Annotated in this window: 23 protein-coding genes, 1 other RNA gene and 1 pseudogene; 13 read left to right on the top strand and 12 right to left on the bottom strand. The window is 71.7% G+C overall.

Annotation, left to right across the window (positions count from 1 at the left end; genetic code table 11):
- Window positions 1–249 precede the first annotated feature (249 nt).
- On the top strand, window positions 250–1,236 hold the full coding sequence (locus FLX07_RS17170; RefSeq protein WP_167748276.1) for a 2-hydroxyacid dehydrogenase: 987 nt from the start codon (window positions 250–252) through the stop codon (window positions 1,234–1,236).
- 96 nt (window positions 1,237–1,332) lie between these two features.
- Window positions 1,333–2,988, top strand: a complete 1,656-nt coding sequence (locus tag FLX07_RS17165) for a thiamine pyrophosphate-binding protein (protein ID WP_208762249.1) — start codon at window positions 1,333–1,335, stop codon at window positions 2,986–2,988.
- Between the two features lie 4 nt (window positions 2,989–2,992).
- Here FLX07_RS17165 and FLX07_RS17160 read toward each other — a convergent pair whose 3' ends face one another.
- The 4 genes from FLX07_RS17160 to FLX07_RS17145 form a co-directional block, all read right to left on the bottom strand.
- Complete coding sequence (locus FLX07_RS17160) at window positions 2,993–4,318, bottom strand: HAMP domain-containing sensor histidine kinase (RefSeq protein WP_229689807.1); 1,326 nt, start codon at window positions 4,316–4,318, stop codon at window positions 2,993–2,995.
- 200 nt (window positions 4,319–4,518) lie between these two features.
- Window positions 4,519–5,385: a GNAT family N-acetyltransferase gene (locus tag FLX07_RS17155; protein WP_229689806.1), complete on the bottom strand. Its 867-nt coding sequence runs from the start codon at window positions 5,383–5,385 to the stop codon at window positions 4,519–4,521.
- Window positions 5,382–6,560: a M20/M25/M40 family metallo-hydrolase gene (locus FLX07_RS17150; protein WP_208762248.1), complete on the bottom strand. Its 1,179-nt coding sequence runs from the start codon at window positions 6,558–6,560 to the stop codon at window positions 5,382–5,384. Before FLX07_RS17150 ends, FLX07_RS17155 begins: the two co-directional genes overlap by 4 nt.
- Entirely contained in the window at window positions 6,557–7,660 is a 1,104-nt protein-coding gene (locus FLX07_RS17145; RefSeq protein ID WP_229689805.1) for a dipeptidase, read from the bottom strand. Before FLX07_RS17145 ends, FLX07_RS17150 begins: the two co-directional genes overlap by 4 nt.
- Window positions 7,661–7,745: 85 nt before the next feature.
- On the opposite strand from FLX07_RS17145, the gene FLX07_RS17140 reads away from it, so the two are divergent.
- The 4 genes from FLX07_RS17140 to FLX07_RS17125 all read left to right on the top strand — a co-directional run bounded on the left by FLX07_RS17140 (window position 7,746) and on the right by FLX07_RS17125 (window position 12,208).
- The gene (locus FLX07_RS17140) at window positions 7,746–8,597 is read left to right on the top strand and encodes a Nif3-like dinuclear metal center hexameric protein (RefSeq protein ID WP_142571799.1); all 852 of its coding nucleotides are present in this window, start codon (window positions 7,746–7,748) and stop codon (window positions 8,595–8,597) included.
- Window positions 8,598–8,607: 10 nt separating this feature from the next.
- Window positions 8,608–9,348, top strand: a complete 741-nt coding sequence (locus tag FLX07_RS17135; RefSeq protein ID WP_142571798.1) for a zinc ribbon domain-containing protein — start codon at window positions 8,608–8,610, stop codon at window positions 9,346–9,348.
- Window positions 9,345–10,700 (top strand): bifunctional RNase H/acid phosphatase, encoded by a 1,356-nt coding sequence (locus FLX07_RS17130; protein ID WP_167748275.1) that lies wholly within the window; start codon window positions 9,345–9,347, stop codon window positions 10,698–10,700. Before FLX07_RS17135 ends, FLX07_RS17130 begins: the two co-directional genes overlap by 4 nt.
- Window positions 10,701–11,005: 305 nt before the next feature.
- The gene (locus FLX07_RS17125) at window positions 11,006–12,208 is read left to right on the top strand and encodes an erythromycin esterase family protein (RefSeq protein WP_142571797.1); all 1,203 of its coding nucleotides are present in this window, start codon (window positions 11,006–11,008) and stop codon (window positions 12,206–12,208) included.
- Here the strand turns inward: FLX07_RS17125 and FLX07_RS17120 are convergent.
- From FLX07_RS17120 to FLX07_RS17105, 5 genes are all read right to left on the bottom strand, one after another.
- On the bottom strand, window positions 12,205–13,680 hold the full coding sequence (locus tag FLX07_RS17120) for a sensor histidine kinase (protein ID WP_208762247.1): 1,476 nt from the start codon (window positions 13,678–13,680) through the stop codon (window positions 12,205–12,207). The two genes, FLX07_RS17125 and FLX07_RS17120, sit on opposite strands and share 4 nt — an antisense overlap.
- Before the next feature lie 134 nt (window positions 13,681–13,814).
- On the bottom strand, window positions 13,815–14,525 hold the full coding sequence (locus tag FLX07_RS37795) for a response regulator transcription factor (protein ID WP_229689804.1): 711 nt from the start codon (window positions 14,523–14,525) through the stop codon (window positions 13,815–13,817).
- Between the two features lie 44 nt (window positions 14,526–14,569).
- On the bottom strand, window positions 14,570–15,706 hold the full coding sequence (locus FLX07_RS37790) for a hypothetical protein (protein ID WP_223853496.1): 1,137 nt from the start codon (window positions 15,704–15,706) through the stop codon (window positions 14,570–14,572).
- Complete coding sequence (locus FLX07_RS17110) at window positions 15,706–16,479, bottom strand: hypothetical protein (protein ID WP_142571795.1); 774 nt, start codon at window positions 16,477–16,479, stop codon at window positions 15,706–15,708. Before FLX07_RS17110 ends, FLX07_RS37790 begins: the two co-directional genes overlap by 1 nt.
- A complete protein-coding gene (locus FLX07_RS17105) occupies window positions 16,476–17,396 on the bottom strand; it encodes an ABC transporter ATP-binding protein (protein ID WP_142571794.1) in 921 nt (306 codons plus the stop codon). The genes FLX07_RS17110 and FLX07_RS17105 overlap by 4 nt, the downstream gene beginning before the upstream one ends.
- A 193-nt stretch (window positions 17,397–17,589) precedes the next feature.
- On the opposite strand from FLX07_RS17105, the gene rnpB reads away from it, so the two are divergent.
- The 6 genes and pseudogenes from rnpB (at window position 17,590) to FLX07_RS17080 (ending at window position 21,654) form a co-directional block, all read left to right on the top strand.
- Window positions 17,590–17,982: RNase P RNA component class A (rnpB, locus tag FLX07_RS17100), an RNA gene on the top strand.
- A gap of 198 nt (window positions 17,983–18,180) precedes the next feature.
- Window positions 18,181–18,306, top strand: a pseudogene (locus tag FLX07_RS38865) (DUF5984 family protein); the annotation flags it as partial.
- A gap of 10 nt (window positions 18,307–18,316) precedes the next feature.
- A complete protein-coding gene (locus tag FLX07_RS17095; protein ID WP_263407642.1) occupies window positions 18,317–18,943 on the top strand; it encodes a DUF5984 family protein in 627 nt (208 codons plus the stop codon).
- Between the two features lie 1,084 nt (window positions 18,944–20,027).
- Window positions 20,028–20,750, top strand: a complete 723-nt coding sequence (locus tag FLX07_RS17090) for a VOC family protein (RefSeq protein ID WP_142571792.1) — start codon at window positions 20,028–20,030, stop codon at window positions 20,748–20,750.
- Window positions 20,751–20,855: 105 nt separating this feature from the next.
- Window positions 20,856–21,416, top strand: coding sequence for a TOPRIM nucleotidyl transferase/hydrolase domain-containing protein (locus FLX07_RS17085; RefSeq protein WP_142571791.1), 561 nt, complete (start codon window positions 20,856–20,858; stop codon window positions 21,414–21,416).
- A gap of 34 nt (window positions 21,417–21,450) precedes the next feature.
- The gene (locus FLX07_RS17080) at window positions 21,451–21,654 is read left to right on the top strand and encodes a hypothetical protein (protein WP_142571790.1); all 204 of its coding nucleotides are present in this window, start codon (window positions 21,451–21,453) and stop codon (window positions 21,652–21,654) included.
- 150 nt (window positions 21,655–21,804) lie between these two features.
- Here FLX07_RS17080 and FLX07_RS17075 read toward each other — a convergent pair whose 3' ends face one another.
- The gene (locus FLX07_RS17075) at window positions 21,805–22,392 is read right to left on the bottom strand and encodes a TetR/AcrR family transcriptional regulator (protein WP_142571789.1); all 588 of its coding nucleotides are present in this window, start codon (window positions 22,390–22,392) and stop codon (window positions 21,805–21,807) included.
- 82 nt (window positions 22,393–22,474) lie between these two features.
- Here FLX07_RS17075 and FLX07_RS17070 point away from each other — a divergent pair, with 82 nt between their 5' ends.
- The gene (locus tag FLX07_RS17070) at window positions 22,475–23,341 is read left to right on the top strand and encodes an SDR family oxidoreductase (RefSeq protein ID WP_142571788.1); all 867 of its coding nucleotides are present in this window, start codon (window positions 22,475–22,477) and stop codon (window positions 23,339–23,341) included.
- Window positions 23,342–23,463: 122 nt separating this feature from the next.
- Here FLX07_RS17070 and FLX07_RS17065 read toward each other — a convergent pair whose 3' ends face one another.
- Window positions 23,464–24,204 (bottom strand): hypothetical protein, encoded by a 741-nt coding sequence (locus tag FLX07_RS17065; RefSeq protein ID WP_142571787.1) that lies wholly within the window; start codon window positions 24,202–24,204, stop codon window positions 23,464–23,466.
- A gap of 95 nt (window positions 24,205–24,299) precedes the next feature.
- A complete protein-coding gene (locus FLX07_RS17060) occupies window positions 24,300–25,280 on the bottom strand; it encodes a multicopper oxidase domain-containing protein (RefSeq protein WP_208762246.1) in 981 nt (326 codons plus the stop codon).
- Between the last annotated feature and the right edge of the window lie 69 nt (window positions 25,281–25,349).

Here is a 25,349-nt window from a genome sequence, read left to right as displayed (position 1 = left end):
GGGGTTTCCTTTTCCGATTCAGGTGGAGACGGAACCACCACAACCCTTATACCATTGGATTCCTGCTCCGTCGCCTGGACCAGCAGTGGTATTTCATGCACCGCTTGGTTGTCGTGATTGGAGAGATACCACAGAGAAAAACAGACATATATGTCCTAAGTCTGAGAGATATTTGAAATGTCCCAAACTGCGGCTCCAAGGGATATAACGGACTATCGTCCCGCTCAGCCGCGCCCGGCGACCGGAGCGGTGCGCAGGGATGGGACGGTCCTGGTGACCGGCGCCGGCATCGACACGGCGCTGCTGGAGTCGCTCGCCGGCCAGGGGCTCACGGTGCGCCGGCCCGCGTCGCCGCTGACGGAGGACCTGCTGGCGCGCGAACTGCGGGGGGCGGTCGCCTACCTGCACGGAGGCGAGGAGCGGGCGACCGCGCGAGTGCTGCGCAAGGCCAAGACGCTGAAGGTCGTCGCCTTCCTCGGCGTGGGCTACGAGAACTTCGTCGACGTGGCGGCGGCCGACCGGCTGGGCATCGCGGTCACGAACACGCCGGGGGCGGCCACCGACGCGGTCGCCACGTTCACGGTCACGCAGATCGTCAACGCCAACCTGGGCATCCCGCGGCATCTGGGCGAGCGGGTCCCCGGCTGGCAGGGCTCAGACGAACTGCCGCACGAACTCGCCGCCCGCCGCGTCGGCATCATCGGCATGGGCGCGAACGGCCGGCGGATCGCGGAGATCCTGCGCCGGGGCTTCGGTGTCCGAGTGTCCTACTACAGCCGCACCCGCAGGCCGGACGCCGAGCGGGACCTCGGCATCTCCTACCTGCCCCTGCTCGACCTGGCCGCGGGCAGCGACATCCTCGTGGTCATGGTGCCGGAGACCGGCGAGACCAGATCGATGATCGATTCGTCGGTGATCAGCCGGATGCCGGAAGGCGCCATCCTCGTCAACACCGCCCGCCCGGCGATCGTCAGTCCCGGCGCCCTCTACGCAGGCCTGGAGAAAGGCCGCGTCAGCATGGCGGTCTTCGACGGCTTCTACGGTCAGGAATGCGAGGAGGCCGGCGAATTGCGGCGGGATTTCCCCGACCGCCTTCTGGTAACCGGGCACATCGCCTCCCACACCGCCGAGGCGATGCACCGGATGGTGCGCCAGGCCGTGAAGTCCATTGAGAATGTGCTGACGTACGGATCGGACGAGCACGAGGTCGGAACGCGTCCGCGCCCCCGTTTCTGAAAAATCCGGCACGCGGAACGGTAGGGCGGTGCCCGGAAGGGGAAACCATTGTGGGAAACCCAAGGGAAACCCCTCCGCTCTCCCGGGAAGTGATAAGTGGACGGCCATGACCCGATCCCCCATCCGGGGACGATCACGACGCCCACGGGGGCGCGCGCCCTGGTCGAGGCGCTGAGGCTGCACGGCGTCGACACGATCTTCGGCATTCCGGGCACTCACAACCTCGCGATCTACGAGGAGCTCGACCGGGCCGGCGTGCACTGCGTGACGCCCCGGCACGAGCAGGGCGCGGGATACGCCGCCGACGGGTACGCCAGGGTGACCGGCAGGCCCGGCGTCGTCGTCACCACCACCGGGCCCGGCGTGGTCAACGCGGCCACGGCACTCGGGCAGGCGTACTCCGACTCCTCCCCGATCCTGCTCATCTCCCCGGGCGTCCCCACCGGCCATCCCCGTGACGGCCGCGGCTACCTGCACGAGAGCAGGGACCAGTCGCGGGCGATCGACGCGCTGTGCGCCTGGAGCCACCGCGTGACGACCGTGCGGGAGATCCCCGCCGCCGTCGCCCGGGCCTTCGGCCGCTTCGCTGAGGGACGCCCCCGGCCGGTCCACATCGAGATCCCCTTCGACCTGCTCGACCTGAAGGGCCCGGTCAAGATCGTCCCGCCGTACCGGATCACTCGCCGCGAGCCCGATCCGAAGGCCCTCGACGTGGCGGCCGGGCTGCTGCGCACGGCGCGCCGCCCGGGTTTCGTGCTGGGCGGCGGCGCCCAATGCCCGGGTGAGCGGCCCCCGGGGGAGGACGAGCCCCCGGTGGGGCGCCTGACGATGCGCCTGGCGGAGCGGCTCGGCGCGCGGGTCGTGACCACGGTCAACGGCAAGGGCGCCGTGCCGGAGAGCCACCCGCTGGCGCTCGGCACCACGCTGCACCTGGCGGCCGTCCGCCGGTGGCTGGCCGCGTGCGACGTCGTGCTGGCCGTCGGCACCGAGCTGGGCCCGGCCGACCTGTGGGACGACGAGTTCGCCCTGTCCGGCCGCCTCGTGCGCATCGACATCGACCCGGGGCAGATGCACGGCGACCACGTGGCCGACGTGGCGATCGTCGCGGACGCGGAGCTCGCCGTGCGCGGGCTGGCCGAACGGCTCGACCGGCAGGGCGTCGTGCCGCGTCCGCGCCGGGAGCGGGATGCCGGCATCGGTCACGGAGCGGAGTTCGACGAGCTCACCCGCAGATGGTCGGGCCAGCTCGCGGCGCTGCGCCGGGCCCTGCCCAAGGAGAGCGTCGTGGTGGGGGACAACTCGATGTGCGTCTACCACGGCGCGCTCGTCGGCATGCCGATGGACCCACCCGGCCGGTTCCTGTTCCCGACCGGGTTCGGCACACTCGGCTTCGCGCTGCCGGCCGCCATCGGGGCCAAGCTCGGCCGGCCCGGCGTCCCCGTGGTGGCGCTGGCGGGCGACGGGGCGTTCCAGTTCAGCCTGCAGGAGCTGGCCACGGCGGTGGAGCTCCAGCTGAGCCTGCCGGTCGTCGTCTTCGCGAACGGCGGCTTCGGGGAGATCCGCGAGGAGATGCGGGAGCGGGGCATGCGGCCGGTCGCCGTGGACCTGCACGCGCCGGACTTCCCCGCACTCGCCGTCGCGTACGGCGCGCGGGGCCGTGCCGTCAAGACGCCGGGCGAGCTGGAGGACGCGGTCGCCGAGGCCCTGCGCACCCCGGTGCCCACCGTGATCGTCGTACCCGAGGAGGAGTGACCGGTCAGCGCGGGGGCGCGAGCGGGAGCCGCAGCACGAAGCGGGCGCCCTTGTCGCTGTCCTCGATCGTGAGCGTCCCCCCGTGCGCCTGGGCGATCTGACGGGCGATGGACAGTCCGAGCCCGGTGCCGCCGGCGTCCTTCGACCGGCCGTCGTCGAGCCGGGCGAAGCGCTGGAAGACCAGCTCCCGCTTGTCGGGCGGGATTCCCGCGCCGTCGTCGAGCACCTCAAGCACGCCCTTGCCGCCCTCCCGCCGCACGGTCACCGAGAGCATGGACACCGCGTGCCGCTCGCCGTTGTCGAGGAGGTTGTTGAGCAGGCGGGCCAGGGCCAGCCGGTCGACGACGACGACCACTCCCGGCGTCAGGTGCCGCACCACCTCCACCTTGCGCGACCTGCGATCGAGCTCACGGGCGACGAGGCCGCCGAGGTCGGAGGGCTCGCGCCGGGGTGAGGCGCCGGCGTCGAGGCGCGCGAGCTGGAGCAGGTCGGTCACCAGCGCCTGCAGGCGGTCGCAACTGCTCAGCAGGGCGCGCCCGGTGGCCGGCCAGTCGGCGTCCTCACTGTGCAGCAACGCCTCCTCGATCTCCGTACGCATCGCGGTCAGCGGGCTGCGCAGGTCGTGGGAGGCGTCGGAGGCGAAACGCCGCTGCCGCTCGACGGCCGTCTCCGCCCGGTCCAGGGTCTGGTTGGCGGTCTCGGCGAGCCGCTGGATCTCGTCGTGATACTTCGACACCGGCACGCGCTGGCTCAGGTCGGTCGCGGTGATCCTGGCCAGCTTGCTCGTGATCGCCTCCACCGGGCCGAGCGCCTTGCGCACGGTCTGGTAGGTGCCGAGCGCGGTCAGCCCGACCAGCAGGAGCGAGCCGCCGAGGAGCGCCGCCAGCAGCGGGCCGTTGACATACGGCGGCACGGTGTCCTCGGCCGCGTAGATCGTCCACAGACCGCCGGTGTTGTGGAAGCGGAACGCGACGACGACCATGCACCGGTCCGGGAACGCCGGGGACGTGCACAGCACCTTGCTCGTCTCCGGAGTCGTCAGCTCCGGCCGGAACGCGGCCATGCGCGGGCGGCCCATCAGGGTGTCGCTGACGGAGACGATCCGGCCGTTGTGGTCGATCACCTGCACGCCGGCCACGCGCTGGTCCAGCAGCACCGGAGGCAGCCGGTCGCGCTTGGCCTGGTAGGCGAGGCGTACGGCGGTGGTGGTGATCTCGTCGGTCCTGTACCGCTGGGCGGTGCCGTGCAGGACGCCGAGGACCAGCAGCACGGCGACGGCGCACAGCAGCGCCATCACCGTGCTCGCCAGCACCGTCAAGCGGATCCGCACCGAGGATCCCCGCCACCCGCTCACCTGATTCCCCCCGGTAATCAGATGATCAATAAGGCCTCGTGGCCGCCGTCGCGTGTCCCCACCCGGCTCACTTGGCACGTTACCTCTGCCGGTGATCGCCGCCGTGGCCGGGACGCCGCTGTCCGGTCTCTACCCATTCCGGCCCCGTACCCTGCGCCCCGGTCACGCCGCAGATCTCATCCGGGGGCGGGGGAGCGCCGTTCGACGACGTAGCAGCCGCCGGCGAAGCCCGTCACCGGACGGCCCTGCGCCATCAGCCCGCCCAGCACCTCGCGTACGGCGTGCCGCCAGGCCTTGGCCCTTTCCGGGGCGGCGCGGCGCAGGGTCTCCACGTCCGCGGGCACGGCGACGAGCACCGCCGGGCCGTCCGCGGGCAGGAACTCCGGGCACCCGTCCCGCTCGGCGAGCACGGCCACCGCGCCGTCCGCGCCCGCGGGCCGGTGCGGCAGGCCGTCGCACGCCCGCGCCACCCGCGGGTCGTCCAGCCGCCACACCGCGAGGACGCGGTCGGACTCGTCGCCGGCGTTGACCGCGTCGCCCATCGGACCGTAGAAGTCGGGCAGGTACTCCTCCGGCAGGGCGGCCAGTTTGGCCAGGTTGAAGTGGGCGTTGCGCCGCACGAGGGGATCGAAGGTCCAGGTGATCCGGCTCAGCCCGCGCTCCAGGGCCCAGGCCCGCTGGTGCAGCTTGAGCGCGAACCCGGCGCCGGGCCGCACGGCGCCGGTCACGTGCGAGTGCAGCGCCTGCCCCGCGGGCGCCGCGAGGAAGGCGACGGCGGCCCCGACGAGTTCCGCGCCGTCGAACGCCCCGGCGACATATCCGCCCGCGTGGGTCAGCGCCCGCATGAGCTCCGCCGTGATCGGAGGGTTCCATGGCTCGGGGCGCCAGATGACGTCGAACAGCCGGACCACCCGCTCGAACTCGGCGACCGTGCGCAACTCGGCGATCCGCAGGCCGCGCCGCGCGGCGGCCCCGGCCGCCTGGTCCCACGCGACGACGTGGTTCCCCGGGTCCCCGGCGCCCACGCGCTCTTCCGGGTTCACGCGGTCTCCCGGGCGGTCCGCCTCGTGTCTCCCGCCATGGGGCCGACGTCGTCGCCGAGGCCGATCGGCCCGCCCGACAGCACGTACGCGGCCAGGGCCGCGACCAGACGGGCGCGGACCGGCATCTCGGCGACCAGGACGTGCTCCTCGGCGGCGTGCGCGCCGCCGCCCACCGCGCCCAGGCCGTCGAGCGTGGGGCAGCCGACGCCCGCGGTGAAGTTGCCGTCGGAGCCGCCGCCGACGGCCGCCCCGCGCAGCGGCGCCATGCCCAGCTCGGCCGCGAGCCGTACGGCGACGTCGAAGAGCCCGGCGGAGGCGGCGGCATCGAGGGGCGGGCGGTTCGGCCCGCCGCGCAGCTCCAGCCGGACGCCCGGCGTGCGCGGGGCCAGCGCGCGCATCAGCTCGTCCACCCGGCGCTGCGCCGCCCGGTCGGGCACGCGGACGTCGACCGCCACCCGGCCCCGGGCCGGCACCGTGTTGGTGCTCGTCCCCGCGGTCAGCATGGTGGGGGTCACCGACGTCGCCCCCGCCCTGGACGACGACTCGACCCGGGCCGCGATGCCCGCGATGGCCAGCACCTGGTGGGCCAGCTCGATGCCGGCGTTGGCCCCCCGCTCGGGTTCGAGGCCGGCGTGCGCGGCCCGGCCGTGCACGGTCAGCTCATACCGCGAGATGCCCTTGCGCGCCGTCTTCAGCGCGCCGCCGTCCGCGCTGGCCTCCAGCACGAACGCGGCGGCGCACCGCGACGCGATCGACTCGATCAGGGGGCGGGAGGTCGGTGAGCCGAGCTCCTCGTCCCCGACGACGAGCACGGTCAGACCCTCGGGCGACGGCAGCGACGCGACCGCGTGGAAGAGCTGAACGAGGCCGGCCTTCATGTCGAACACGCCGGGCCCCCGCGCGACCCCGTCCCGCACCGACCAGGGGTGCTCGCGCAGCGTGCCGACCGGCCAGACGGTGTCGTGGTGGCCCAGCAGCAGGGCCCGCGGCGGGCCGAACGACCAGCGCAGATGGGTCACCCCGTCGATCACCAGGGTCTCCGGCTCGGCCCCCAGCAGCCTGCGGCCCAGCGCCCCCACGACGCGGGCGCTGCGCGCCACGGCCTCGTGGTCGGCGGAATACGACTCGCAGAGCACCAGCTCCTCCAGGTCGGCCAGCATGGCCTCCGGATTCACGGCCGTGGCCGTTCCGGCTCGGGCCGCTCCCGGGCCGGGGCGTGAGCGAGGTCATGAGCCGGGCGGCCCAGCTCGGCGCGGAACAGGCGCATCACGTTGGCGCCCAGGATCTTCTGGATCTCCTCGTCGGAGAAGCCCCGCTTGACTAGCGCGTCGGTCACCAGCGGCAGGCCGCGCGGGCCCTCCAGCCCCGGGATCGCGGCGTCGGCGTCGATCCCGGAGTAGCTGAAGCCCTCGCAGCACGGCGGGGTGAGGTCCTCGTTCACCTCGCGCATGAAGTCGGGGCCGAGGCCGACGTGGTCGATGCCGGCGACGCCCGCGACGTGCTCGATGTGGTCCACGAGGTGGTCGATCGTGGCCGAGCGGGCGTCCTCGGTGAGGAAGGCGGCGAGGAAGTTCACACAGACGACGCCGCCGCCCGCGGCGATGCCCCTGAGCTGCTCGTCGGTGAGGTTCCTGTGGTGGTCGCGCAGGGCCCGCGCGGAGGAGTGGGTCGCGATGACGGGCCGGGTCGCGATCTCCAGCACGTGCCCGACGCCCGTGGCGCCAAGGTGCGAGACGTCGAAGAGCATGCCGAGCCGCTCCATCTCAGCCAGCGCCTCGACCCCGTGACTGGTGAGCCTGGAGCCGGTGCCGTCCTGGCCGCTGCCGTCGGCGAGAGCCGTACGGCCCCAGTGGGCGATCGAGGCAACGCGGACTCCGAGGCGGTGCAGGGTCGGGATCAGCTCGACGCTCTCGTCGATCCCCGGCATGCTCTCCAGGGCCGGCACCAGGGCGATCTTCCCGGCGGCGAGGGCCGCGTCGATCTGCTGCCCGTCCTGACACAGCGCCACCGTGCCGGGGTTGCCCTCGGCCAGCACGTGGGCGCACTCGATCATCCGCAGGGTCTGGCGCAGCGCGCCCTCCGGGCGGAACTGGCTCTCCACGAACACGGGCAGCACCTGCACGTCGACCCCGCCCTCGACGAGCTGGGGGAGCCACCGCTCGCGGAAGAATGAGGCCCATGTCGCGGGCGGCCGGGCGGAGACGGCCATGAGCAGGTCGTTGTGGGTGTCGGCGACCACGGAGCTGACGTGCAGGCTCTGCTGATCAACGGGCACGCTGGGGATCCTTCCTGGCGGTGGGGCGTCAAATGGGACGTTACTCTTCCCGGGTCGTTCCGCCAGCAGGCTGTAGTGTGCGCGGGTGGAATCGATCTCCTGCACCCTCGCCGAGGTGGTCGAGTGCCTGGAGGCGCTGTACGACCCCTCGTGGGCCGAGTCCTGGGACGCGGTCGGCCTCGTCTGCGGCGACCCGGAGCAGGCCGTACGGAAGGTCCTGTTCGCGGTCGACCCGGTCGCCGTGGTCGTGGACGAGGCCCTCGGCTGGGGGGCCGGCCTCGTCGTCACCCACCACCCGCTCTACCTGCGCGGCACCACGAGCGTCGCCGCCACGACCTTCAAGGGCCGGGTCGTGCACCGGCTCATCCGCGGCGGCGCCGCGCTCTACGCCGCGCACACCAACGCCGACGTCGCCGACCCGGGGGTCTCCGACGCGCTCGCGCGGGCCGTCGGCCTGCGGGGGGACCTGCGGCCGCTCCAGCCGTCCGCCGACGACCCGCGCCGCGGGCTCGGCCGCATCGGAGAGCTGCCCGCCCCGATGCCGCTGCGCGAGTTCGCCGCGCTGGCCGCCTCGGGCCTGCCCCGCACGGCGGGGCCGCTGCGGGTCGCGGGCGACCCCGGCCGGCCGGTGAGGACCGTCGCCGTCTGCGGCGGTGCGGGCGACTCCCTGCTGGGCACGGCCAGGGCCGCGGGCGTGGACGTCTTCCTCACGGCCGATCTGCGGCACCATCCGGCGAGTGAGCACATGGAGGCGGACGGGCCGGCGCTGGTCGACGCCTCCCACTGGGCCACCGAATGGCCGTGGCTCGCGGACGCCGCCCGGCGTCTGACGTCAGCATTGGCGGCCAGGGGCATTACTGTTGAGGCGCGCGTCTCAGACGCCGTCACGGACGCCTGGACGGCGACGACCACCGACTTGGACCCCCGAGCATCTTGAGGGATTTGGGATGAAGGCCGCACCGGAAGCACAGAAGCGTCTGCTCGATCTCGCTGAGCTCGACACCGGCCTCGACCGGTTGCGGCATCGTCGCCGCAGCCTGCCGGAGCTCGCCGAGATCGACGAGCTGTCCAAGAGGCTGGCCCAGGTCTCCACGCAGATCATCGCCGCCGAGACCGAGGCCGGCGACCTCGCCCGCGACCAGGCCAAGGCCGAGTCGGACGTGGACGCCGTACGCGTCCGGGTCGAGCGCGACACCAAGCGCCTCGACTCCGGGCAGGTCTCCTCGCCGAAGGACCTGGCGAGCCTCCAGTCCGAGATCGTCTCGCTGCGGCGCAGGCAGTCGGACCTGGAGGAGATCGTGCTGGAGATCATGGAGCGCCGGGAGGCGGCCGACGCCCGGGTCGCCGCGCTCAAGGCGGAGCGCGAAGAGGTGACCGGCACGCTGCGCGCCGCCGAGGACCGCAGGGACGCGGCGTTCGCGGAGATCGACAAGGAGGCCGGCGAGCTGACCTCCGGCCGGTCCGTGATCACCGCCGACGTCCCCGCCGACCTGCTCGGGCTGTACGAGAAGATGCGCGAGCAGAGCGGCATCGGCGCCGCCATGCTGCACGGCGGCCGGTGCCTCGGCTGCCGCACGACCCTGTCGATCGCCGACCTCAACCGGATCCGGGCCGCCGCCCACGACGAGGTGGTCCGCTGCGAGGAGTGCCGCCGCATCCTGGTCCGTACGGGCGAGTCGGGTCTGTGACGGTCGCCGTGGAGTTCACCGTCGAGGCCGACGGGGGGTCGCGGGGCAATCCGGGCCCGGCCGGGTACGGCGCGGTGGTCAAGGACGAGGCCGGGCGGGTGCTCGCCGAGGCCGCCGAGTCGATCGGCACCGCGACCAACAACGTGGCCGAATACCGCGGCCTGATCGCCGGGCTCCGTGCGCTGCTCGCGCTCGGCGCGGAGGGCGCTCAGGTCGAGGTGCGGATGGACTCCAAGCTGGTCATCGAGCAGATGGCCGGCCGGTGGAAGGTCAAGCACGAGGGCCTGCGGCCGCTCGCCCTGGAGGCGGCGGGCCTGGCCCGGCGGTTCCGGGTCACCTGGACGTGGATTCCGCGCGAGCGCAACAGCCACGCCGACCGGCTCGCCAACGAGGCGATGGACGCGGCGGCCCGGGGGGAGACCTGGCGGGCGAGCGCGCTCACCTCGGCGCCGGACTCCGCCCCGGCCGTCGAGCCCGGCGCGGAGCCGCCCAACATCGACGCGCCCTCGCTGTTCGACGCCGATCCCGGCGCCCGTGCTCTCGGTGCCCCTACTCTCGGTGCCCCTGCTCTCGCCGCCCGGGCTCCGGTCGCCGCCGTCGGGGAAACCGCCGGTGAGCGCGCGGGGACCTCCGGCGCGACCGGTGCGGGGACCGCCGGCGGAGGCGCGGACGCGGCGGCCGGAACGGCCACGTCCCACGACAGGCGCGGGCATGGGTGGATGCCCCGGGCCACGCGCGTCGCCACGTCCCTGCTCCTGCTCAGGCACGGGCAGACCCCGCTGTCGGTGGACAAGCGGTTCTCGGGGCTGGGCGACCCGTCGCTCACCCGGACGGGGCTCGCGCAGGCCGAGGCCGCCGCCCTGCGCCTGTCGCGGCAGCCGTACGAGGTCGAGGTGATCGTCGCCTCCCCGCTCGCGCGCGCCCGGCAGACGGCGGAGGCGGTGGCCGCCCGGACGGGTTTGGCGGTGCTGGTCGACCACGACCTCCGCGAGACCGACTTCGGCGAGTGGGAGGGGCACACGTTCGCCGAGATCCAGCAGCGCTGGCCCCGCGAACTGGCGGCCTGGCTGGCCGACCCCGACGTCGCGCCGCCCGGCGGGGAGAGCTTCGCGTCGACCGCTCTCAGGGTCGAGCAGGCGAGGGACCGCATCGTGAAGGCCCACGAAGGCCGCAGCGTGGTCGTGGTCTCCCATGTGACCCCGATCAAGATGCTCGTCCGCCTCGCGCTGGGCGCTCCGCCGGAGGCCCTCTATCGGATGCATCTCGACCTGGCCTGTCTGTCGGCGATCGACTACTACGCCGACGGGCCCGCCGTCGTACGGGCGCTCAACGACACCGCCCACCTTTCCTGACGCCGCTCACAAGGCGCCGCTCTCACAGGGCCCTCTTACAGGGCGCTGCTCCTAGGGCGCTGTTCTCACAGGGTGCCCTCTGACAGGGCGCCGCGCTTTCCACTGAGAGGCCCGCTCTCTGCCGAGGCGACACGCCGCGGGGCCGCACGCTTAGCCGTGCCCCCGCGGCGTCGGCGTTTTCCCACCCGGGCAAGCCGCACCCGCCGCCGGGGCGCTTGAAGTCGCCAATTGAGGGTTTCTCTCTATCGTTCTGGCGTTTTAACGGTTAAGTCTCCACGAAATACTTCAACGATACCGTTGAAGGTATGGATACCGGCATCAAGGACACCGTCCGTCCCGTCGAGGCCGCCTCCGTCATGAGGCTGCTTCCGGCCCGGCCGCGGCTGCTCGCGCTGGGCGAGCCCACCCACGGTGAGGACCTCCTGCTCGACGTGCGCAACGAGCTCTTCCGGCAGCTCGTCGAGCAGGAGGGCTACCGGACGATCGGGATCGAGAGCGACTGCCTGATGGGCCTGGTCGTGGACGACTACGTCACCTCGGGCACGGGCTCCCTCGACGAGGTCATGGAGCGCGGATTCAGCCACGGCTGGGGCGCGTCCGCGGCCAACCGGGAGCTCGTGCGCTGGATGCGCGCCTACAACGAGGGCCGGCCCGTGGCCGAGCGGCTGCGCTTCGCCGGTCTCGACGGTCCGCTGGAGATGAGCCACGCCGCGAGCCCGCGGCAGGCCCTCACCGCTCTGCACGGCTACCTCGCGGCCCGGGTGGACGCGGACCTGCTCCCCTGTGATGCGGAAACACTCGACCGCCTGCTCGGCCCCGACGGCCGCTGGGCCAATCCCGCCACGATGATGGACCCGTCCCAATCCGTGGGGCAGTCGGCCGAGGCCGGAAAGCTGCGGCTGCTCGCCGACGATCTCGTGGCGCTGCTCGACGCGGAGACGCCGCACCTGGTCGCGGTGTCCTCCGGGGACGACTGGGACCGGGCGCACCTGTACGGGCGTGCCGCCACCGGCCTGCTGCGCTACCACCACTGGATGGCCGACACGTCACCGGGCCGCATGCCGCGCCTGCTGGGCCTGCGCAGTTCGATGATCGCCGCCAATCTCCTCGCCGCCGCCGAGCGGGGCCCGGCCCTGGTCCACGCCCACAACGCGCATTTCCAGCGGAGCAAGAGCACGATGCGGTTGGGCGGCACGCCGTTCGAATGGTGGAGCTCCGGTGCGATCGCGAGCGCCCACCTGGGTGAGGGATACGCCTTCCTGGCCACGGCGGTCGGCACGATCCGGCACCAGGGAGTGGACGCGCCGCCCCCGGACACGCTCGAAGGGCTCCTTTACGCGATCCCCGAGGACCGCTACGTCGTCGACGCCCGCCGCCTGGCCGCCGCCCTCGGCGACGCGCGGCCCGCCCCCCGCGAGTCTCCCTGGTTCGGCTACTCCGCGCTGGACCCGGCCCACCTCGCCGCCTACGACGGGGTCGTGTTCGTCAGGGACGTCACGCGAAGCTAGGTCGTGTCCGGCCCGGTCTGGCCGTGTGGAGACAGTGGCGTGCAGGGCAGGACGACGCGGAAGGCGGCCCCCTCGCCGGGCCGTGTCCGCAGCTCCACCGTGCCCCCGTGCGCGGCGACGATCGACCGGACGATGGCCAGGCCCAGCCCGGCGCCTCCGGCGCCGGTGCGGGTGCGTGAGCCGTCCACCCGGTAGAAACGGTCGAACACCCGGGTGGCCTCCTCCGCGGGCATCCCGGGCCCCTCGTCGGCGATCACCAGGACCCCGCCCCCGCCGGCCGTGCCGACGCCGATCCGCACCGGCGTGCCCGGCGGGGTGTGGGCGACGGCGTTTCCCACCAGGTTGGAGACCATCTGGCGCAGCCGCGCCTCGTCGCCGTGAACCGGCGCCGCACCCGGTGGCCCGCCGTCCGGCCCGGTCAGCGTGACCTCCCGTCCGGGGTCCAGCGCGCGCAGGTCGTTGTGGGCGTCGGCGGCGAGCGTCCGCAGGTCCATGGGCGCGAAGTCCATGGGCAGGGCGTCCTCGCCCTCGTCCAGGCGGGCCAGCAGGAGCAGGTCCTCCACGAGCCGGACCAGGCGCCCCGCCTCGCTCTCGATGCGGCCGAGGGTGAGATCGGCGTCGGGCAGCCCGCCCATCCGGTGCAGTTCGGCGAACCCCTTGATGCCGAAGAGCGGAGTGCGCAACTCGTGGCTGGCGTCCGCGACGAAGCGGCGCATCCGGGCCTGCGCCCGCTCCCGCTCGGCGAAGGCCGCCTCCAGCTGGCCGAGCATGACGTTCAGGGCGGCCCCCAGCCGGCCGACCTCGGTCCGGGGCGAGGCCAACGCGGGGACGCGCCGCGACAGGTCGCCCCCGGCTATGGCCGCGGCGGTCTCCTCGATACGCCGCAACGGCCGCAACCCCCGCCGTACGGCGAACCATCCGATGACGGCGAGCGACGTCACGAGCGCCGCCGCGGTCGCCGCGCAGACCGTCGTCAGGCGGCCGACGGTGGACCTCACGCCGCCGAGCGACGCCGCCACGACGACGCTGCCGGACGCGGCGGCGGGCGCCGTCGCCGAGGCGGGCCGCGGGACGGCGACGACCCGCCACCTGCCGCCTGGGCCGGTCGCGTCGAACGGCCGCCCGGCACGCCGCTCGACCGCGGCGGTGTCGAGCCGGGGGAGTGACAGGCCCCCACTCCGTTGCCCGTCCTGTTGCCCGTCCCGCGGCCACGGATCGCCCTCCTGCTCGACGGTGCCGTCGGCGCGCAGGTACGCGACGTACACCTGGTCGATCAGGTCCATGCCGGGCAGGGCGCCCAGCAGCTGGCGGCTCTGCGGCGCGGCCGGCACGGCGACCAGCAGGGCGGGGACCCGCGCCAGGACCGTGGCCATCGGGGTGAGCTGCCGGTCCACGCGTTCGATGAGGTGGGCCCGCAGCGTGGCGACCGCGACCGCGCCGCTGATCGCGAGCCCGGCCGTGAGCAGGGCCATGGTGGTGAGCAGAAGCCGCCCACGCAGCGACAGGCCGCCTGAGCGCGGCCACCGGCCGCGCGGGCGCGGTGACAGGTCGCGTAAGCCCGCTGACAGGCCACGCGGGCGCGGTGCCGGACGGCTCGTGCGCGCCGTCATGAGCGCGGCCCGCGCAGCACGTATCCGATCCCGTGCATGGTGTGGATCAGCTTGGGCCCGGTTCTGTCGACCTTGCGGCGCACATAGCTCACGTACGTGTCCACGATGCTGGAGTCCCCGGCGAAGTCGTACCGCCAGACGTGCTCCAGGATCTGCGCCTTGGACACCACCCTCCCGGCGTTGAGCACCAGATAGTGGAGCAGGCGGAACTCGGTCGGCGACAGCCGCACGGGAGTGCCCGCCCGAAGCACCTGAAGGCCCTCCGGATCGAGTTCGAGGTCGGCCACCCGCAGCGTGCGGTCCTCGGGGGCGGCCCCGGCGCGCCTGAGCACGGCCTCGATCCGGGCGAGCAGCTCCTCCAGGTCGAACGGCTTGGTCACGTAGTCGTCGCCGCCCAGACGCAGCCCGTTGATCTTGTCCTGCGTGGTGTCGCGCGCGGTCAGGAACAGCACAGGCACCTGATCGGGACGGCCGCCGGACAGTCGGCGGGGAAGCTTCCGGAGACGGCGCATGACCTCGAAACCATCCATGTCGGGCAGCATGACGTCGAGGAGCACGAGGCAGGGCGGCGTGTCCCGCGCGATCTCCAGGGCCTGCGACCCGGTGGCGGCCGAGGTCACCTCGTATCCCGCGAAGCGCAGCGTGGCCGCCAGCAGTTCCCGCACCACGGGTTCGTCGTCGACCACCAGCAGATGCCACCCGTCCACCCCGGCCTCCCTTCGCCGATCAGCGGAAGAATAGGTACGCGGTGCTAAGCCCGGCGTACAGGCCGGTACGCGGCGAGCACCCGCACCCGCCCGGCGAGCGCGGCCCCCGAGGCCGCGAGAAGCGCCGCGGGCGGCACCATCAGGAGCACCGCCCGCCAGGCCGCCTCCCAGGGGTCGCTTCCGAGGCGCGCGACGGGCAGGACACGCCCCTGCAGCGTGGCGGTCACATCCAGGGACACCGCGCTGAGCGCCGCCAGGACGGGGACCGCGACGGCGACGACCAGCCCCGTCCACATCGCCGCGTACACCGCCGTGCGCGGCGTACGGTACGCGGAGGCGGGCGTGAGCATGGCGGCGAGCACTCCCGCGAGCACGGCCAGGGCGGCGCCCCCGGCCCATACTCCCCAGACCCATGCGCCCCCGGTTTGAGGCACAGGTGTGCCGGTCCACGCCGCACCGCCCGCACCCGGGGGCCTCAGGGCGAGTCCGGGCATCAGGGCCGTGAGGCCCGAGATCGTCTCTCCCGGCCCGGACGCGGAGGAGGATCCGGCGGTGGCCGACAGAGCCCCGAAGGCGGCGTTGGGCGCGCCCAGCACGGCGAGGCCCGCCCCCGGCAGGGCCGGGAGCGCCGCCGCGACGCCCAGCAGCGTCGCCACCAGCGCGACTCCCGCCCACACACCCAGCATGGCCCGTACGGCGGCCCGTACGGCGGGCCGTGTCGGAGTGAGGCGCGTGAGCGCCGGGCAGATCAGCAGCACCAGGCCGACGCGGACGAGACCGCCGGCCGCCACGCTCTGCGCCCGCGGCTCGAAAGCCGCCCGGAGCCCGCCCGTACCCAGCACGACGGTGCCCCGAGCCGCCGCCGCGGTCAGCGCGAGCAGCGCGAGGCAGGCGACCAGGGACGACACGATCCGGATCGCCTGCGCCGCGGCCGGCGAAGGCCGCCCCGCGTCCGCCGTGTCCACCGCCTGCGCAGTTTCCACCGCCTGCGCCGTGTCCACCCCAGGTGCCACGGCTGCGGACGCCGGGCGTGGCCGGCCGTGAAGCAGGGCGAGGACCAGGACGAGGGCGCCCGCGCCCGCGACGCCGAGCGCCGCGACGACGGCCATCGCCGCGAAGCCCAGCAGGGCCGCGCCGATTCCGCACGTGGTCTGGTACGCCAGGGCCCGGGCGCCCGCCATCACGCGTCCCGCCGCTGGAAGACGGCGACGGCGGCGCAGAGCAGGACGAGCACGGTGGCGGCGAGCACACCGGCGCCCGCGAGCGGCGCGAGCAGCTCGGTGCCGGGATGGACCGCGAAGATCCGTGCGCCCGCCGCGCTCGGCCACCAGGTGACGATCCACCTGGCCACCGGCTTCGGGAACAGGCTCGCCATGCCCGGCAGGATCAGAAGGAACGTCCCGAGCGAGATGGCCCCCGCCGACCTGCGCAGCAGGAACCCGAGCGCCATTCCGTACAGCCCGATCAGGCCGGTGAACAGGCCCGCGCCCAGCAGCGCCGCGGGCACGCCCGGATCACCGGCTCCGGCGCTCGGCAGGCCCTGCGCGGCCAGCGCCGCCTGACTGAGCGTGAACGACAGGAGCGCCAGCGGCGGCCCGATGAGGAGCGTGGTCAGCGCGACGACGGCCCCCTTGCCGAGGAGGAGGAGCCCGCGTCTCGGCAGGGCGGTGATGCTCACCGGCATCGTTCCCGCGGCGTACTCGGTGGTCACGGCCAGTACGCCGACCGCGCTGACGAGCACCCCTGCCAGCACGAGAGCGCGGAAGGCCGTCTCCGTGGGGTCGAAGGCCGCCCGGTCCGCGGCCGACGCGCCGAGATACTCGCGTGCGGCCGCCATGCCGAACAGATAGCCGTACGATCCCGCCGCCACCACAGCCCCGGCCAGGCAGCCGAGCATGGCCCGGACGCTGCGGAACTTCACCCACTCCGAGCGCAGCACGCCGTACGCGGTCATGACACGACCCCGGCGGCACTCGTGGCGAACTCGACGCTGTCGCCGGTCAGCTCCAGATAGGCCTCCTCCAGAGAGGCTCGCCGAGGCGTGAGCTCGTGCAGGACGATTCCGTGAGCGGCGGCGAGAGCGCCGACCTCGGCACTGGACATCACGGTCACCAGCAGGCCGCCGTCGGCGCCCGGCCGCACGGTGGCGCCGGACTCCCGGAGCAGCGAGGCGAGCCGCCGCGCGTCGGGGGTGCGGACGAGCACCCCCTGCCGCGCGGCCGACTGGACGAACGTCTCCAGCCCGGTGTCGGCGATCAGCCGCCCCCGGCCGATGACGACGAGGTGGTCGGCGGTGAGGGCCATCTCACTCATCAGGTGGCTGGACAGCAGGATGGTTCTGCCCTCGGCGGCCAGGCTCCGCGTCAGCGTGCGGATCCAGCGGATGCCCTCGGGGTCCAGACCGTTGACGGGCTCGTCGAGCAGGACCACCGGGGGATCGCCCAGCAGCGCCACCGCGATGCCGAGCCGCTGCTTCATCCCCAGGGAGAACCCGCCGGGACGCCGTCCCGCCACGTCGGCCAGGCCCACGAGCCCGAGCACCTCCTCGACCCGCCGCCGTCCGATGCCGTTGCCGTACGCCAGGGAGAGCAGGTGGTCGAACGCGGTCCTGCGCGGGTGCACGGCGTGCGCGTCGAGCAGCGCCCCCACCTCCCGCAGGGGTACGGGCAGGTCGGCGTAGCGCCGCCCCCCGATCGTCGCGCTCCCGCTCGTCGGCCTGTCGAGCCCGAGGATCATCCGCATCGTGCTCGTCTTGCCCGCGCCGTTCGGCCCGAGGAAGCCGGTGACGACGCCCGGCCGTACGTCGAAGCTGAGGCCGTCCACGACGGCGACCTCGCCGTACCTCTTGGTGAGCTGCCGTAACTCAATCATGGGAGGCAGGCTCGCCCACCGGTCTGCGCGACCTCTGAGAGGATCTGTGCGGTTCCTGTGAGCGGTTCGCCCCCGACCTGCGCCGGCGTCGTCTCACGCTCCCGCCCGGCGGGAGAACTCAGAGAGTTTTCACATGACCTCCGGCCGGGCAGGGGAATGATTCGGAAGCCGCTAGGCTTACCTTCACGGTGGACGAGCCGGCCGGGCGGCCGCGTCAGGGCCTCACGGCCCTGCCGAGGAAGGTCCGGGCTCCACAGGGCAGGGTGGTCGGTAACGCCGACCCGGGGTGACCCGCGGGACAGTGCCACAGAAAACAGACCGCCCCCTTCGCGGGGGTAAGGGTGAAACGGTGGTGTAAGAGACCACCAGCGCCCACGGTGACGTGGGCGGCTCGGTAAACCCCACCCGGAGCAAGGTCAAGAAGGGACGTTCTCCGGAACGTCCCGCGCGCGACGTTTGAGGGCTGCCCGCCCGAGCCGCGCGGGTAGACCGCTTGAGGCCGCCGGCAACGGCGGTCCTAGATGGATGGCCGCCGGTCAGTCCTTGTGGCTGATCACAGAACCCGGCCTACAGGCCGGCTCGTCCACCTTCCGCCCCTCTGAGCCGGGCCGACTCCCGGATCAACTCCTGCTCGGGGCACATCGGGGGCACTCGCGGACGACGATGGACGCTCCGGAGCAGGTAGACACCACACCGGGCCTGGCTCGAACACCTGTTGCCGTTGCCTGATTAAAAGTAATACCGAGCACCGCTGGATCGAAGACACGTCCACCGAGCAGCTAACATGCGCTCGGTGATCAGGTTCCGCTTTGCGTTGACACCACTGGGCCAGGTTTCCCCCTGGGGCCGTGAGGATCGTCACCTGCACTGGTTTGGACTAACCGATGGCTGGTACTGGATAGAACTGGCCGGTCAACGAGTTGCTGCGCTACTCACCGGAAACGCTTCAGCATCATCGAACCGACCATCCTGCCGTGCAGCGCCAATATGTCGACTACTACGTGGCTCGGCTATGGGAAGACATCAACGAGATGACACCCACTGTCCTCCAACCGGTGCCAACCGACCTCCTGGATTTCGTGGCCAGCGACCCCGACTCCTGGCGGCCGATGGACAGCGATGCAGCCATGATTGCCGCGGAGTGGCACGCCGAGCATGCCTTGGATCTCGGCTACATCCGACAACCGCCCCGCGTCAGGGCTTGGCGTACCGTCGGCGACGATTTCGACATGGTGACAGTGACCTGGCGGCATGACGACGATGGCGACATCCGGTTCACAGCTGACCCGGCCGGTCAGGTCGAAATCCCGACCGAATCGTTCCTCGCCGCCGTCCAGCAACTCGACCTTGAGCTCATGACCGCCATGAAGCGGAGAATCAGAGCATTGGAGCGGACAGGGCCACCGAGCGGTGTCCGGTTGGACCTGGATGCACTCCGCGCCGAGCACGTCAATCGAGCGACATGGCTGGCGCAACGCTTACAACGCGAACCGGCAACCGACTGGGCAGCCGTCGGCGCCGGCGCGGAAGAGCTGCTCCCGCGCTGAGGGTTCGAAATAGGTCTCGGTGAGATAGGTCACAGGCCCTAGAGGGGATACCGCGCCGTCCAGGTCTACGAGTTGCTTCTGGGGGCCGTCAGCCGGCGTTCTTCATCTTCCATCCAAGACTTTTGGAGTCTCCGGATTCATCCGCTCTGCGAACCTTGATGCTGTGGTTCCTGATGATTCGATTCTTCTCGGTGACGCGAATCTTCGGAGTGTCCTCGTTGAGTCCGGCGCGAAGAACGAAGTTACGCCAGTGCGTCTCGTCCAAGCCGAGATCTATTGGCCCAACCTCGCGGATGCATTCCGCGAGGACCGTTGCTCCCATGTGCGTGAATTGGCCGACTCCGAGAATTTCTCCCCTGACTTCTAGGCCGACTACGGTCCACCAAGAGGTTATTCGGGGTCGTCCTTGAAAGTTCGATGTCGTCCCCGATCTGAAGCCCCCTTGCCTCGATGTGAAGTTCTGGCATGCGAGGGAGATTAATCTCCCTTGACCGGCAGTGCGAGGGACTCACACTGAGAGTGACAAGATGCGAAACCTTTAGGAAGGTGCGAAATGGTGATTCCGGGCTGCGGCTGTGACCAGGGTTGCTCAGACGAGATGGGGAAGGCTTACGCCGGTCCCCCTCGTTGGGTAGTCATCATGACCAACAAGTGATGTCGCACTAGGAAGGCCGGTACTCCTCCCGGAACGGAGTACCGGCCTTCTCTGCGCCTGGCTCTGTAGTCGGGTCTCGATACCGGGGGCACCCAGGAGACCTGGTAGGGGCGAACCGGGGGAGTCCTGCCAGGCTGGAGACCTGCCCAGGAAGACCCCGGCCTATAGGTCGGCACGTCCACCTTCCGCCCCTCTGAGCCTTCGCTCGGGCTTCCGGCACCCGTGCGAGCCCGCTCGGATGCCGGCCGTCCTTCAAACCCAGCGGCTCGTCATGTCGATGCCGTGGGCGTCCCTGCCGCTCTTGCCTGCGAACCCAGCCGAAATTGGTTCGCGAGACAGGTTCCCGAGCACCTAGCGTTGAACCCCCCATGGCCGCGGAGGACGTGCCGTGTCCGCGACCGGTATCAGCGAATGGAGGTGCGGAGCGGAATGACGTGTCACCTTGTCGCACTCTGCTTCGACGCGCACGACCCGTCCCGTCTCGCGCGATTCTGGGCCGGTGTCCTGGGCTGGGAGATGGCCGACGACCCCCTACACGGCATCACGCTTCTGCCGAGCGATGACACCGGCTTCCGGATCAGATTTCTTCCGAGTCAGGAGCAGAAGACCGGCCAGAACCAGATGCACTTCGACCTGACGAGCGCGTCCCTTGAGGACCAGCAGAAGACGGTGGCGAAGGCGCTCGGGCTCGGCGCCCGGCATATCGACATCGGGCAGCGCCCGGACGAGGACCATGTCGTGCTCGCCGACCCCGAGGGCAACGAGTTCTGCGTGATCGGGCCGGACAACGAATTCCTCGCCGACTGCGGATTCATCGGAGCGCTGGCGTGCGACGGTTCGCAGGAGGTCGGGTACTTCTGGAGCAAGGCTCTGGGCTGGCCGCTGGTCTGGGATCAGGACCAGGAGACCGCAATCCGCTCGCCGCATGGTGGCCCGAAGATCACCTGGGGCGGTCCGCCGCTGGCGCCGAAGATCGGCAAGGAGCGGCTGCATTTCGATCTCGCTCCACCCGCCGACGGCGATCAGCAAGCGGAGGTCGATCGTCTCATCTCCCTCGGGGCGACGCGTATCGACATCGGTCAGGGCGAGGTCGGCTGGGTGGTCATGGCCGATCCCGACGGCCACGAGTTCTGCGTGCAGACCCCGCGATAGCGCGAGCGCGAGACCCGGATCCGGACCGTTCTCCCGCCGACCGCGAGTCCCGTCAACACGGGAAAACAGGTACAAACGTCGCCGCATTGGGTGCAAGCTGGGCGCGTGAACCATCCGCACACGGTGGTCCTTGTCGAGGGGATCAGCGACAGGTCGGCCATTGAGGCGTTAGCCGAGCGCCGGGGCCGAAACCTCGCGGCTGAAGGCATCTCCGTTGTGGCGATGGGCGGTGCCACGAACATCGGGGCGCACATCGGCGAGTTCGGCCCTCTCGGTCGCGATCTCCGGCTGGCCGGTCTGTGCGACGCCGGCGAACAAGGCGCCTTTCTGCGGGGGCTCGAGCGCGCCGGCTTCGGATCCGATCTCGCCAGAAGTGATCTGGAGGCGCTCGGATTCTTCGTGTGCGTGGCCGACCTGGAAGACGAGCTGATCCGCGCGCTCGGCACCGCCACGGTCGAGCGCGTCGTCGATGCCCTGGGCGAACTCGGCTCCTTTCGGACACTCCAGAAGCAACCCACATGGCGCGGACGCAGCACCCACGACCAGCTACGCCGGTTCATGGGAGCAGGCAGCGGCCGCAAGATCCGCTACGCGGGCCCGCTCGTCGCGGCACTGGAGCTCGATCGCGTGCCGCAGCCGCTGGACGGCCTGCTGGCCCACCTCTGAGACTGCATGTTTCGCCGGGGCTTTCATCGGCAGCGTGTGGAAGTCCCTCCACCGCCCCAGCAGCGACTGGCGGGAGTTCCTCGATCTCGAACGCCGCACCGGAGACGACGTGCAGGGTGTGGAGGACCGCTGGCACGGGAAGGGCGCCACGATCGTGCACTGGGTGAATCGGGGGGTCACCAAGCCGTCCCCCGGACGCTGCAACACCTGGACCGCCGCCAGGAAATCGGTCGCCTGACGCACGGGGTCCTGCGGCCGTTGACGGTGTAGTCGACGCGGGAGGCGTTGGGGATGGTCACGGTCTGATGCGCCTTGAACCTGTCGAGTTCGGCCGTAAGGTCGAGCGAGGCGAGCCCAGGCGATGCTCCCCCCCAGTCGGCGCGTGCGATCAGGGGCCGGTCCGCGGGGCCCCGGTGATCGATGCCACGGCGTCGGCGATCTGCATCCGCAGTGTGGCGGGGTCGGTGGCCAGCCCGGGGCTGAGTCTCGGGCCGAAGGGGCTCGCCGCCGACCAGGCGGTGGCGAGGGCCAGGATGGCCGTCAGCAGGAATTCGGGCGCGAAGCGCGCCCCCGGCCCGTCCGCCTCCCGCGCCGCCGCCTCCATGGCCGAGACCTTCGCACTCTGCGCCGCGTTGCGCAGGGCGACCGCGCCGGTCTCCTGCTCCAGGCCCGCCCACGCCATGAGCCGCATCAGGCCGGGCTCGGCCATCGAGAAGTCGAAGACCCGCGCCGCATACCCGGGCAGGTCGTCGGGCGTGAACCGCAACTCGTCGTAGACCCGTCGCAGGTTCTGCTCCAGGACGGTGGCGAACAGGGTCTCCTTGCTCTGGAAGTAGATGTAGAGCAGGTTCTTGTTGCAGCCGGCCGCCTTGGCGATGCGGTCGACGCGCGCCCCGGCGATGCCGTGAGCGGAGAACTCATCCCGCGCCGCTTCGAGGATGCGCGCCTTCGTCGCCTCGGCGTTACCTGTTGCCACGGCGCCATCCTAGCGTTGACTAACCGGTTAGATGGCGACATATGCTAACTAACGAGTTAGGCAGCTTCTGGAAGGAACGAGGATGGACGCACGTACATGGCTGATCACCGGAGTGAGCAGTGGCTTCGGCCGGGAGATGACCGAACAGCTCCTCCGCCGCGGTGACCGGGTCGCGGGGACGGCCCGGCGGATGGAGTCGATGGGCGACCTGAAGGCGGAGTACGGCGACCGGCTGTGGCTCGCCCGCCTCGATCTGACCGATGGCCCCACGATCCGGGAGGTCGTGGACCGGGCATTCGCCGACTTGGGCAGGATCGACGTGGTGGTCGGCAACGCCGGGTATGGCCTGTTCGGCGCGGCCGAGGAGCTCACGGACAAGCAGATCGTCCACCAGATCGACACGAACCTGCTCGGCTCGATCCGGCTGGTGCGCGCCGCGCTGCCTCACCTGCGCCGACAGGGCGGCGGCCGCATCATCCAGCTCTCCACGTACGGCGGTCAGGCCACGAACGCGGGCGCGTCCGCGTATCACGCGAGCAAGTGGGGCATCGAGGGGTTCATGGAGTCGACGGCCAAGGACGTCGCGCCGTTCGGCATCGGCGTGACCATCGTCGAGCCGGGCAGTGTCCGTACGCGATTCCGCGACGGGAGCTCACGGCTCGCCACGCCGATGAGCGCCTACGACGCCAGCCCGGCCGCGCTGACCCGGGGCATCCGCAATCCCGCGCTGCCGTCTGTCGGCGACCTCGCGAAGACGGCCGCGGCGATTGTCGGCTGTGCGGACCTGGACCCCGCGCCCGTACGGGTCGCCCTGGGCAGCGACTCCTACACCTTCATCCACACGGCACTCGCCGATCGGCTCGCGGAGCTGGAGGCGCGACGGGACCTCGCCTTCTCGACTGATGCCGATGCCGATGCCGATGCCGGCGCCGAGGCCGCGCGCCGCTGAAGACCGACCGGCCCATCCCCGGATCCCGGCCCGCTCATCCCAGGAAGCCCGCCGCCCCGGGGCCCGAACCCGGTCAGCCGGCCTCGGAGCCGGACCGCCTGCTCGCGAAGGGCCGGAGCCGGTCAGGAGAAACGCTCGACGGTCACGGGGACCGCTCCCGCGTAGCGCATGACCGTCGTCAACCGCCGCAGCAGCGGCCTGAGGGGCTCGTCGGACGTGGTCCCCAGATGGGCCGTGAGATCGACGGAGCAGGCGGCTCCGGGCCCGATCCGGCGTACGTCCCAGGTGAAGACGTCCGAAGCCGTGCGCAGCTCACCTGTGCCGACGACCCGGGTCCGCGGGTCGCCGGCTTCCACGGCGAGCGTCACCACGTCCGCGAGGCGGGACAGGTGCGGCTCACCGGCGAACAGGACACGGTAGACCCGCGTGTCGTGGAACCCGTCGTCAACCCGCGGCGGGCTGAGGCGCAGAGGAGGCGAGTCCGGCAGCGGCTGGTGGTCGTGGAAAAGGGCCCGCAGCCGCGTCTCACCGGGCAGCTCGCCCCCGCCGAGATCGTGGTACGCGGACTCGGCCTCGGGGCGGCTCACCGCGCGGACCCGGGTGCGCAGGCCGGGATCCTCGCGCATCGCGCGTCCGAAGGCCGCCGAACTCCACCAGACGCCGTCGGCCGCGGTCCATCCTGCGGTGTCCAGGCCGACGGTCCTGAAGTCCTCGGTGAGCGTGAACTCCTCGACGACGATTCCCTCGGCCGGGGCTCCGTCCGTGCCTGCCGCCGGCGTGATCAGGTAGTAGTCCAGAGCCGCCTGCGATCCAGACTCGGCGGTGACGCCCGCCTGCCCGCGCCCGCGTATGTCGCTGGTCATGGGCGCACCCTACTGACCTTCGGCCGTCCACACGCCGGGCGGGCGGCTCGCCCAGTGCCTCACCAGGACTGCGCCCGAGGGGGAGCGGGGCGGGCTCAGTGAGGCATGGTGCTCATGTCCGAGCCGGTGCCCGAGCTCATGCCGCCCATGTCGTGGCCGGGAACGTTCCCGTTCTCGTCGGCCACCATGAACACTCCCGCCATCCCCATGTCCGAATGGCTTTGGACATGGCAGTGGTACATCCAGGCGCCGGGCCCGACCCGCTCCCCGGCGATCACCTGGAAGCCGAACGACTCGGCCGGTCCGGTGATCTTGGTGTCGATGATCCGGGTCTGGTCCTGCGGGTTGTCCAGCAGACCGGTGCGGTTGTCCGCCCAGCGGTGCCCGTGGAGGTGCCACGTGTGGAAGAAGTCCCCATGGGTGACCACGATGAACTCCACACGCTCGCCGATCTTCGCCATGAAGTGGGGAGCCTCGCCGGCCTTGGCGTTGTTGACGGTCATGTCGTTGAAGAAGACGACGAACTGCTTGTCCGGCAGGATGTCGCCCTTGCGGCGCACCACCAGCGCGCCGTATAGGCCTCTCTTGATGCCGCCGGTGCCGTGGTCGGTCCCCACGACGTGGTCGTGGTAGTGCCAGTAGCCGGCGCTGCCGGGCTCGATGGTGCCGCCCGGGCGGCGGCCCGGCGCGTGGGTGCGCCAGACGTAGGTGCGCCGGCCTCCCGGCTCCACCACGCTGTCGCTCATTCTCGTGCCGTCGCTGGTGAACTCGTAGTCCACCCCGTGCACGTGCAGGCTGGCGGTGACATCGGTGTTGTTCACCAGTTCGATCTCGAGGGTCTCGCCTTCGACCATCTCGATGAGCGGGCCGGGGATCGTGGCCTTGCCGGGCTCCAGACCGTAGCCCAGCAGGTTGTTCGGCAACTTCTCCGCGTACAGGGTGATGCGGCGGACGTCGCCTTTGTCGGGCTTGCCGGTGACCTTGTCGGATGGCGCCGCGTCGGCCTGGCTCGTCCCGACCAGCGGCACGAACGCGGCGGCCGTCGCGGCCGTGGTGAAGGCGCGCCGGGAGAACATGCCTCGCGTCGTACCCCTGCCTACCTCGGTCATGGTTCCCCATTCGGGTCGTGACGCCTCACTGCCGTG

Origin of the sequence: Microbispora bryophytorum (assembly GCF_006874465.1) — a bacterium.
Lineage (GTDB): Bacteria > Actinomycetota > Actinomycetes > Streptosporangiales > Streptosporangiaceae > Microbispora > Microbispora bryophytorum.
This window is presented reverse-complemented; position numbering and strand designations above follow the sequence as displayed.